This window comes from Streptomyces thermospinosisporus (genome assembly GCF_039526425.1).
GTDB classification, from domain to species: domain Bacteria; phylum Actinomycetota; class Actinomycetes; order Streptomycetales; family Streptomycetaceae; genus Streptomyces; species Streptomyces thermocarboxydovorans.
Genome location: NZ_BAAAIZ010000073.1, coordinates 1 through 8,958, shown reverse-complemented (window position 1 = coordinate 8,958; position 8,958 = coordinate 1). Strand labels below are relative to the sequence as shown.

The 8,958-nt window shown below is 73.7% G+C and carries 7 protein-coding genes; 2 read left to right on the top strand and 5 right to left on the bottom strand.

The genetic code is table 11. The features are described 5' to 3' along the window. Nucleotides 1–78 precede the first annotated feature (78 nt). Nucleotides 79–5,025: an ATP-dependent helicase gene (locus ABD207_RS23140; protein WP_344015030.1), complete on the top strand. Its 4,947-nt coding sequence runs from the start codon at nt 79–81 to the stop codon at nt 5,023–5,025. A gap of 68 nt (nt 5,026–5,093) precedes the next feature. Beyond that, complete coding sequence (locus tag ABD207_RS23135) at nt 5,094–6,038, top strand: DNA-formamidopyrimidine glycosylase family protein (protein ID WP_425580797.1); 945 nt, start codon at nt 5,094–5,096, stop codon at nt 6,036–6,038. A 100-nt stretch (nt 6,039–6,138) separates the two neighbouring features. Here ABD207_RS23135 and ABD207_RS23125 read toward each other — a convergent pair whose 3' ends face one another. From ABD207_RS23125 to pgsA, 5 genes are all read right to left on the bottom strand, one after another. Beyond that, nucleotides 6,139–6,408, bottom strand: a complete 270-nt coding sequence (locus ABD207_RS23125; RefSeq protein WP_344015029.1) for a hypothetical protein — start codon at nt 6,406–6,408, stop codon at nt 6,139–6,141. 13 nt (nt 6,409–6,421) lie between these two features. Continuing rightward, the gene (locus tag ABD207_RS23120) at nt 6,422–6,892 is read right to left on the bottom strand and encodes a Dps family protein (protein WP_344015028.1); all 471 of its coding nucleotides are present in this window, start codon (nt 6,890–6,892) and stop codon (nt 6,422–6,424) included. Nucleotides 6,893–7,079: 187 nt separating this feature from the next. Beyond that, a complete protein-coding gene (locus tag ABD207_RS23115) occupies nt 7,080–7,460 on the bottom strand; it encodes a helix-turn-helix domain-containing protein (protein WP_167997591.1) in 381 nt (126 codons plus the stop codon). A 136-nt stretch (nt 7,461–7,596) separates the two neighbouring features. Further along, nucleotides 7,597–8,115 carry a CinA family protein gene (locus ABD207_RS23110; RefSeq protein WP_344015027.1) on the bottom strand — a complete coding sequence of 173 codons (519 nt, stop codon included), beginning with the start codon at nt 8,113–8,115 and terminating at the stop codon, nt 7,597–7,599. Further along, nucleotides 8,112–8,958, bottom strand: an 847-nt coding sequence (gene pgsA / locus ABD207_RS23105) for a CDP-diacylglycerol--glycerol-3-phosphate 3-phosphatidyltransferase (RefSeq protein ID WP_344015026.1), incomplete at its 5' end; no start/stop codon positions are given. The genes ABD207_RS23110 and pgsA, both read right to left, overlap by 4 nt.

The following is an 8,958-nucleotide window of genomic DNA, read 5'->3' as shown; positions in this document are numbered from 1 at the left end:
GTCAGTCAGTGGCTGGGCCACGATCACCGGAACCTGAGTATCAGCATCAATGTCAGTGGCGGGGTGCACGATGGACACATGGTCAGCGATCCGCGTCGAGCCCTGGACGGCTTCTCCCCCGCGACCCGTGGCTGGTTCACGGGGGCGTTCTCCGCGCCCACGGCCGCCCAGGCCGGGGCGTGGCAGGCCATCCGTGAGGGTTCGGACGTGCTGGTGGTCGCGCCCACCGGCTCCGGGAAGACCCTGGCCGCCTTCCTCGCGGCGCTGGACCAGCTGGCCTCCACGCCTCCGCCCGCCGATCCGAAGAAGCGGTGCCGCGTCCTGTACGTCTCCCCGCTGAAGGCGCTCGCCGTCGACGTGGAGCGCAATCTGCGCAGCCCGCTGACCGGCATCCGCCAGGAGGCCGTGCGTCTCGGCCTGCCCGAGCCCGAGGTGAAGGTGGGCATCCGCTCCGGGGACACCCCGCCGGCCGAGCGCCGCGCGCTGTCCACGCGCCCGCCGGACATCCTGATCACCACCCCGGAGTCGCTGTTCCTGATGCTGACGTCGGCCACCCGGGATGCGCTGACCGGCGTGGAGACGGTGATCCTGGACGAGGTGCACGCGGTCGCCGGCACCAAGCGCGGCGCGCATCTGGCGCTGTCCCTGGAGCGGCTGGACGAGTTGCTGCCCAGGCCCGCCCGCCGTATCGGCCTGTCGGCGACGGTCCGCCCGGTCGACGAGGTGGCGCGTTTCCTGTCGCCGCGCGGCAAGGTGGAGATCGTCCAGCCGGAGTCGGGCAAGGAGTTCGACCTCTCGGTCGTGGTCCCGGTGGAGGATCTGGGCGAGCTGGGCGGTTCCCCGGTCGCGGATGGCTCGGAGGGGGCCGAGCGTCCGTCGATCTGGCCGCATGTCGAGGAGCGGATCATCGATCTCGTCCAGGCGCATCGCTCGACGATCGTGTTCGCCAACTCCCGCCGGCTCGCCGAGCGCCTGTGCAACCGGCTGAACGAGATCGCCTACGAGCGTGCCACCGGCGAGTCCCTGGACCAGCACCACTCCCCCGCGGAGCTGATGGGCGGCTCCGGGGCCGCCCATGGCGCGCCGCCGGTGATCGCCCGGGCCCATCACGGCTCGGTGTCCAAGGAGCAGCGGGCCCTGGTCGAGGAGGACCTCAAGGCGGGACGGCTGCCCGCGGTGGTCGCCACCTCCAGCCTGGAGCTGGGCATCGACATGGGCGCCGTGGACCTGGTGGTGCAGGTGGAGTCGCCGCCCTCCGTCGCCTCCGGGCTGCAGCGGGTGGGCCGCGCGGGCCATCAGGTGGGCGCGGTGTCCACGGGTGTGGTGTTCCCCAAGTACCGCGGTGATCTGGTGCAGGCGGCGGTGGTCACCGAGCGGATGCGGTCGGGTGCCATCGAGTCCCTGAGAATCCCCGCCAACCCGCTCGACGTGCTGGCCCAGCAGCTGGTCGCCATGACGGCGATGGACACCTGGCAGTACGACGACCTGCTGGCCGTGGTGCGCCGGGCCGCGCCCTTCGCCTCACTGCCCGAGTCCGCCTTCACCGGCGTGCTCGACATGCTGGCCGGCCGCTATCCCTCCGACGCCTTCGCCGAGCTGCGTCCGCGCGTGGTGTGGGACCGGGTCACCGGCGAGATCACCGGCCGCCCCGGCGCCCAGCGGCTCGCCGTGACCTCGGGCGGCACGATCCCCGACCGGGGCCTGTTCGGGGTGTTCCTCGCGGGCGCCGACCCGAAGAAGGGCGGCGGCCGGGTCGGCGAGCTCGACGAGGAGATGGTCTACGAGTCCCGCGTGGGCGATGTGTTCACGCTGGGCACCAGCTCCTGGCGCATCGAGGACATCACCCGTGACCGGGTGCTGGTGTCCCCGGCGCCCGGGGTGCCCGGACGGCTGCCGTTCTGGAAGGGCGACCAGCTGGGCCGGCCGCTGGAGCTGGGCCGCGCGGTGGGCGCGTTCCTGCGCGAGGTCGGCTCGCTGTCCAAGGAGGACGCCCGGCTGCGGCTGCTCGCGGCCGGTCTGGACGCCTGGGCCGCGGACAACGTCCTGGCCTACCTCGACGAGCAGCGCGAGGCCTGCGGCCATGTGCCGGACGACCGCACCATCGTCGTGGAGCGCTTCCGCGACGAGCTGGGCGACTGGCGGGTGGTGGTGCACTCCCCGTTCGGCGCCCAGGTGCATGCCCCGTGGGCGCTGGCGCTCGGCGCCCGCCTGTCCGAGCGGTACGGCATGGACGCCCAGGTGATGCACGCCGACGACGGCATCGTGCTGCGCCTGCCGGACGCCGATCTGATGGGCCTGGACCTGCTCGACCAGGAGCCGATGAAGGCGGGCGCGGAGTACGACGCCGACCAGGCGCCGGTGGGGGCGGCGGACGTCGTCTTCGACAAGGGCGAGATCGACCAGATCGTCACCGACCAGGTGGGCGGTTCGGCGCTGTTCGCCTCCCGGTTCCGCGAGTGCGCCGCCCGTGCGCTGCTGCTGCCGCGCCGCAATCCCGGCCGGCGCACCCCGCTGTGGCAGCAGCGTCAGCGTGCCTCCCAGCTGCTCCAGGTCGCGGGCGAGTTCGGCTCCTTCCCGATCGTGCTGGAGGCGGTCCGCGAATGCCTCCAGGACGTGTTCGACGTCCCGGGCCTGGTCGAGCTGATGGGCGATCTGGAGTCCCGCAAGGTGCGCCTGGTCGAGGTCACCACCCCCGAGCCGTCGCCCTTCGCCCGCTCCCTGCTCTTCGGCTACGTCGCCCAGTTCCTCTACGAGGGCGACTCCCCGCTCGCCGAGCGCCGGGCCGCCGCGCTGTCCCTGGACTCCCGGCTGCTCGCCGAGCTGCTCGGCCAGGCGGAGCTGCGCGAGCTGCTGGACGCCGAGGTACTGGTCGAGCTGGAGCGCGAGCTGCAGTGGCTGACCGAGGACCGGCGGGTGAAGGACGTGGAGGGCGTCGCCGACCTGCTGCGGATGCTCGGCCCGCTCACCGACGCCGAGCTGGCCGAGCGCGGCGCGGAACCGGGGTGGGCCGAGGAGCTGGCCGCCGCGCGGCGCGCCATCCGGGTCCGCATCGCCGGCGCCGACCACTGGGCGGCCGTGGAGGACGCCGGGCGGCTGCGGGACGCGCTGGGCACCGCGCTGCCGGTCGGCGTGCCGGAGGCGTTCACCGAACCGGTGAAGGACCCCCTGGGCGACCTCCTCGCCCGCTATGCCCGCACCCACGGCCCGTTCACCTCGGCGACCGCGGCGGCCCGCTTCGGTCTGGGCGTGGCCGTCACCGAGGGCGCGCTGCAGCGGCTCGCGGCGGCGGGCAGGATCGTCCAGGGCGAGTTCCACCCGGCCGGGATCGGCCAGGAGTGGTGCGACGCCACCGTGCTGCGCCGGCTGCGCCGCCGTTCCCTGGCCTCGCTGCGGCACGAGCTGGAACCGGTGCCGCCGGCCGCGCTCGCCCAGTTCCTCCCCCAGTGGCAGCACATCGGCAAGGGGCACGCACTGCGCGGCATCGACGGTCTGGTGCGCGCGGTGGAGCAGCTGCAGGGCGCCTCGGTGCCCGCCTCCGCCCTGGAGAAGCTGGTCCTGCCGTCCCGGGTGGCGGACTACGCCCCCGCGATGCTGGACGAGCTCACCGCCTCGGGTGAGGTGGTGTGGGCGGGCGCCGGTTCGCTGCCCGGGAAGGACGGCTGGGTCTCCCTGTACCTCGCGGACGCGGCCCCGCTGCTCCTGCCGCCGCCCCATCCCCTGGAGCTGACGCCGCTGCACCAGTCCGTGCTGGACGCCCTGAGCGGCGGCTACGGCCTGTTCTTCCGGCAGATCGCCGACCGGGTCCGCGCCACCCACCCGGAGGTCACCGATCCGCAGCTGGCCGACGCCCTGTGGGACCTGGCCTGGTCGGGCCGGCTGACCAATGACACGCTCAGCCCGATGCGCGCGTACCTGGGCTCCGGCCGCACGGCGGGCTCCACGGCCCACCGCGCCAAGCGCTCGGTCCCGCGCGGGCGCTACGGCTCGCTCACCGCGGCCGCCCGCAGCGCCTCCCGCAACGGACCGCCGACCGTCGCCGGCCGCTGGTCCCTGCTTCCCGAGCGGGAGCCGGACACCACGGTCCGCGCCCACGCCCTGGCTCGCACGCTGCTCGACCGGCACGGCGTGGTGACCCGCGGCGCCGTCGCGGCGGAAGGCGTCGAGGGCGGCTTCTCGGCGATGTACCGGGTGCTGTCCGCCTTCGAGGAGACGGGGCAGGCCCGGCGCGGCTATGTGGTGGAGGGTCTGGGCGCCGCCCAGTTCGCGATGGACGGGGCGGTCGACCGCCTGCGCGCGGTGTCCAACGCGCGCGAACGCGGCGACGGCCTCCCGGCCCCCGGCGCCACGGCGCCGCACGGACAGCCGCGGACCGAAGCCGACCCGTTCGCCGCGCACGGCTTCGCCGCACCGGCCGACGGCTCCCCCGGCTCCGCCCCCGGCCACGACGGCCCACCGGGCGACTTCGGGTCCGCCGACGACGGCTTCCCCGGTGACGGTTCCTCGGACTCCTCCCGCACCACGCCGAGCGAGTGGATCTCGCCCCGTGATCTCAGGCCGGGGAGCCCGCCGCCGTGGCAGGGCGGACGCGCCTCCTACGACCCGTTCGCGGGCCGCCGCACCGGCCCGGACCGGTCCTCCCGGGCCGTCGTGCTGGCCGCCGCCGACCCGGCGAACGCCTACGGTGCCGCACTGGGCTGGCCCGAGCCGCCCGACGGCGCGAGCCACAAGCCGGGGCGCAAGGCGGGATCCCTGGTGGTGCTGGTCGACGGCGAGCTGACGCTCTACATGGAGCGCGGCGGCAAGACCCTGCTGGCCTGGCCCGCCGACCCGGACGCCGAGCCCGCCGGCGACAGCCGGCTGCCGGCCGCCGCGGAAGCCCTCGCCACGGCCGCCCGTGCGGGCTCCCTCGGCACGGTCACGGTGGAGCGCGTCAACGGCACCCCCGCCCTGACCTCCCCCTTCGGCGCGCTGCTGGAGTCCGCGGGATTCATCGCCACGCCCCGAGGACTGCGTCTGCGTGCCTGACCGCTCCCGTCCCGTCCCGCCCCGCCCCGCGCCCGGCCGCTTCGCGGCGGACGTGCCACCCTTGAGCCATGCCCGAAGGAGACACCGTCTGGCAGGCCGCGCGACGGCTGCACAGCGCCCTCGCGGGCAAGGTGCTGACCCGCAGCGATCTGCGGGTGCCCCGGTTCGCCACGACCGACCTCACCGGCCGCACCGTCCTCGGCGTCACCCCGCGCGGAAAGCACCTGCTCACCAGGATCGAGGGCGGCCTGACCCTGCACTCGCATCTGCGGATGGACGGGGCGTGGAAGGTGTTCGCCAACGGCCAGCGCTGGACCGGCGGCCCCGCCCACCAGATCCGGGTGATCCTCGGCAACACCGAGCGCACGGCGGTGGGCTACCGCCTGCCCGTGCTGGAGCTGCTGCGCACCGCCGACGAGGACCGCGCGGTCGGCCATCTCGGACCCGATCTGCTGGGCCCCGACTGGGACCCCGAGGTGGCGCTGGCCAACCTCCTCAAGGACCCAGACCGCCCGCTCGGCGAGGCCCTGCTGGACCAGCGCAACCTCGCCGGTATCGGCAATGTGTTCAAGAGCGAGCTCTGCTTCCTGCTCGGTGTCACCCCCTGGCTCCCGGTGGGCGCCCTGCCCGCCGAGCGTGCCGCATACCTGCCCGAACTCGCCAAGGCGCTGCTCGACTTCAACCGTGAGCGCCCGATCCGCAGAACGACGACCACGACCGCCCCGGCAAGCATGCCGCAGGTGGTGACCGGCCCGCCCGCGCGTACCGGCGCCCCGCTGCACACGGGCAGGCGCCCGTCCCGCGCATCGGGCACGGCGGCCAACCGGGTTCCCGATCTCTTCGTCTACGGCCGCGCGCCCCGCCCCTGTCTGCGCTGCGGCACCCCCGTCCGTGTCGCCGACCAGGGCGACGGCTCCCGCGAGCGGCCCACCTACTGGTGCCCCACGTGCCAGCGCGGCCCGGCTCCCGAGCCCAGAAGGCCCCGCCGCGACCGCACCCGCCCGACCGGCTGAACGACTGAAACGGCTGAAACGGGCCCACTGACCCCGCCGACCCACGCCGACGGACAGGGGCGACTACCGGCTGAGCTCACCGCAGCCCCACCCCACAGGGTCACGGGTGCAGCCCGAACCACCGTCTTCCCTCCCCCTGCGCACCACCCCGAGACCTCGTCACCGCCCGCCAGGCCCGGCGCCACCGCCCTGCCGCGAGGGCGCCCTCCGCCTGCCCCTTGGGCACGCAGTGCACCGGCAGCAGGCTCAGCCCCCAGCCCCCGGCGACGACCGCCGCCTCCAGCACGCCGGCGCCGGGCGCCAGCACGAGTCGTGCCAGCGCCCACCACCACAGGGCTCCGAGGACCGCAGCGACCCCCCAGCGCGCCATGCGCGCCGCCACGTCACCCGTTCTCGGCCTGGAACATCCAGTGCTGCTTCTCGAGGTCGGCGGTGATGCCGATGAGGATGTCCTGGCTCACCGGATCCGGTTCCTCGGTCGCGGCCACCCGCTCGCGCATCCGGGCGATCACCGCGCCCAGCGCGTCCACGAGCGTGCCCACGGCCGTGGTGTCGTCGACCCAGCCCTCGGGTGTGACCCCGATGCCGCTGCCGACGGCCACCGTCGCGGCACGGCCGTCCGGGGAGACGCCCAGTGCCGCGCAGCGCTCGGCCACGGTGTCGGAGTGCTGGCGGGCGACGGCCACCACCTCGTCGAGCTGCAGATGGACCGAGCGGAAACGCGGCCCGACCACGTTCCAGTGGATCTGCTTGGCCACCAGGGAGAGATCGATCAGGTCGACCAGGGCGCCCTGCAGCGCCTCGGAGACGGTCTTGAGATTCGCATCGGACAACGGGCTCTTCACGACGTACATCCGCACCTCCGTGACTCACCCCCCGCGGCTCGCCCCCCGTGATCCCTCAACGATGACCGCCGCGGGGCACACCGGCAAACGCAGCCCCCACAGGACGACTACCCCCGAAACGCGAAAAACCCCGGCGGCACCCTCCCGGTTTCCCGGAAGGGCCCCTCCGGGGCCTGTCACACCTTCACGCCGCCGCTCAGGCGGCGACCACGTCCACCGCTTCGGCAGGCGCCTTGATGGTCACCCGTTCCGGCGGCACACCGGTCACCGAGACGGAACCCAGCATCGGGCGCACCGGCGTGGGCACAGGTTCGCTGGGGGTCGCAGCAGCAGACTGGGCCAGCTCGGCGAGAGCGAGCTCGTCGCTCACTTCCCGCATGAGCTCGGACATCCGTACGTCCAACGCGTCGCAGATGGCGGCGAGCAGTTCGGAGGAAGCCTCCTTCTGCCCCCGCTCCACCTCGGAGAGATAGCCGAGTGAGACTCGGGCGGACGAGGAGACTTCGCGCAGAGTACGGCCCTGGCGCTGGCGCTGCCGACGCAGCACGTCACCCAGCAGGCGACGGAGCAGAATCATCGGTGGCTCCCTCCTCGGACCGCATGGCCGCATCCTTCTCGCCCCACCGTACCGCCTCGCGCCGCGGCCGTGCGGGGAGCGATGTCGTGTTCACTCAGGGCTGCAAACATCAAAACCCCCCGTTCTGTTCCGTATCCTATGCCCGCTCATTCCCGGTCTGATCGCCCGCAAGCTCCTCGAGGAGCAGTGCGAGTACGCTCCGTACACTCTCCATACGAATTTCCGCGCGGTCGCCGTTCAACCGCAGGTGCCGCACTTTTCCGCCGCGGGCGGAACCGGAACCTTGTGTGAAGGGTCCGTCCACCGCCACGAAGACCGTGCCCACGGCCTGCCCGTCCTGGGGGTCGGGGCCGGCGACACCGGTGGTCGCGATGCCCCAGTCGGCGCCCAGAAACCTGCGCGCCCCTGCGGCCATCTGCCCCGCGACCTGGGCATCCACCGCTCCCTTGCGCGCCAGCAGCTCGGCGTCGACGCCGAGCAGGCGGTGCTTGAGGTCGGTGGCGTAGGCGGTCACCGAGCCCCGGAACACCTTGGAGGCGCCGGGGACCGAGGTGATCTCCGCGGACACCAGTCCGCCGGTCAGTGATTCGGCGACGGCCACCGTCGTGCCGTGCACGGTGAGTAGCCGCACGACTTCGGCGGCCGCGGAACTCACTCTGCCGTCTCCTCCAACGCCGCCCTGCGCTCGGCGATTCCCTTCCGGCGCAGCACAATGGCCTGTCTCACATAGTCCAGCCCGGTCACCACGGTCAGCACGACCGCCGCGGCCATCACCCAGAAGCGCAGGGTGGCCAGCCAGCCCGTCAGCGCCAGCACATACATGCCGACGGCGACGCCCTGGGTGAGCGTCTTGAGCTTGCCGCCGCGGCTGGCGGGGATGACGCCGTAGCGGATGACCAGAAAACGCAGCAGGGTGATGCCGAGTTCCCGGCCGAGGATCACGCCGGTGACCCACCAGGGAAGGTCGCCCAGCGCGGAGAGACAGATCAGGGCCGCTCCCATGATCGCCTTGTCGGCGATCGGGTCGGCGATCTTCCCGAAGTCCGTGACGAGGTTGTAGGTGCGGGCCAGATGACCGTCGAACAGGTCGGTGATCATGGCGATGGCGAAGGCCGCCCAGGCGAGTGAGCGCCAGGCCGGGTCGTAGCCGCCGTCGGCCAGCATCAGCATGACGAAGGCCGGCACCAGGAGCAGCCGGAGCATGGTGAGCAGGTTGGCGATGTTCCAGACGCTGGCCTGGTTCACGGCCGCCGCCGCGATCTTGCCACCCCGCGCGGGCTTGCCGTTGCCCTCGGCGCCTGCGGTGTCGCCGGGCACCTTGCCGGACACGGCCGCCGCCGCGACGTCGGCTCCGGAGAGCTCGCCGCCGCCGGAGGTACCGCCGGGAGCGGCGCCGGAGGGCTCCTGCGCCTCGCGTGCGGCCGCGCGGCGTCCCGCGAAGGCGCGTCCGCCGGCCTGGCCGGGGGTGCGGCGGGCACCCGCGCCGGGCTGTCCGGCT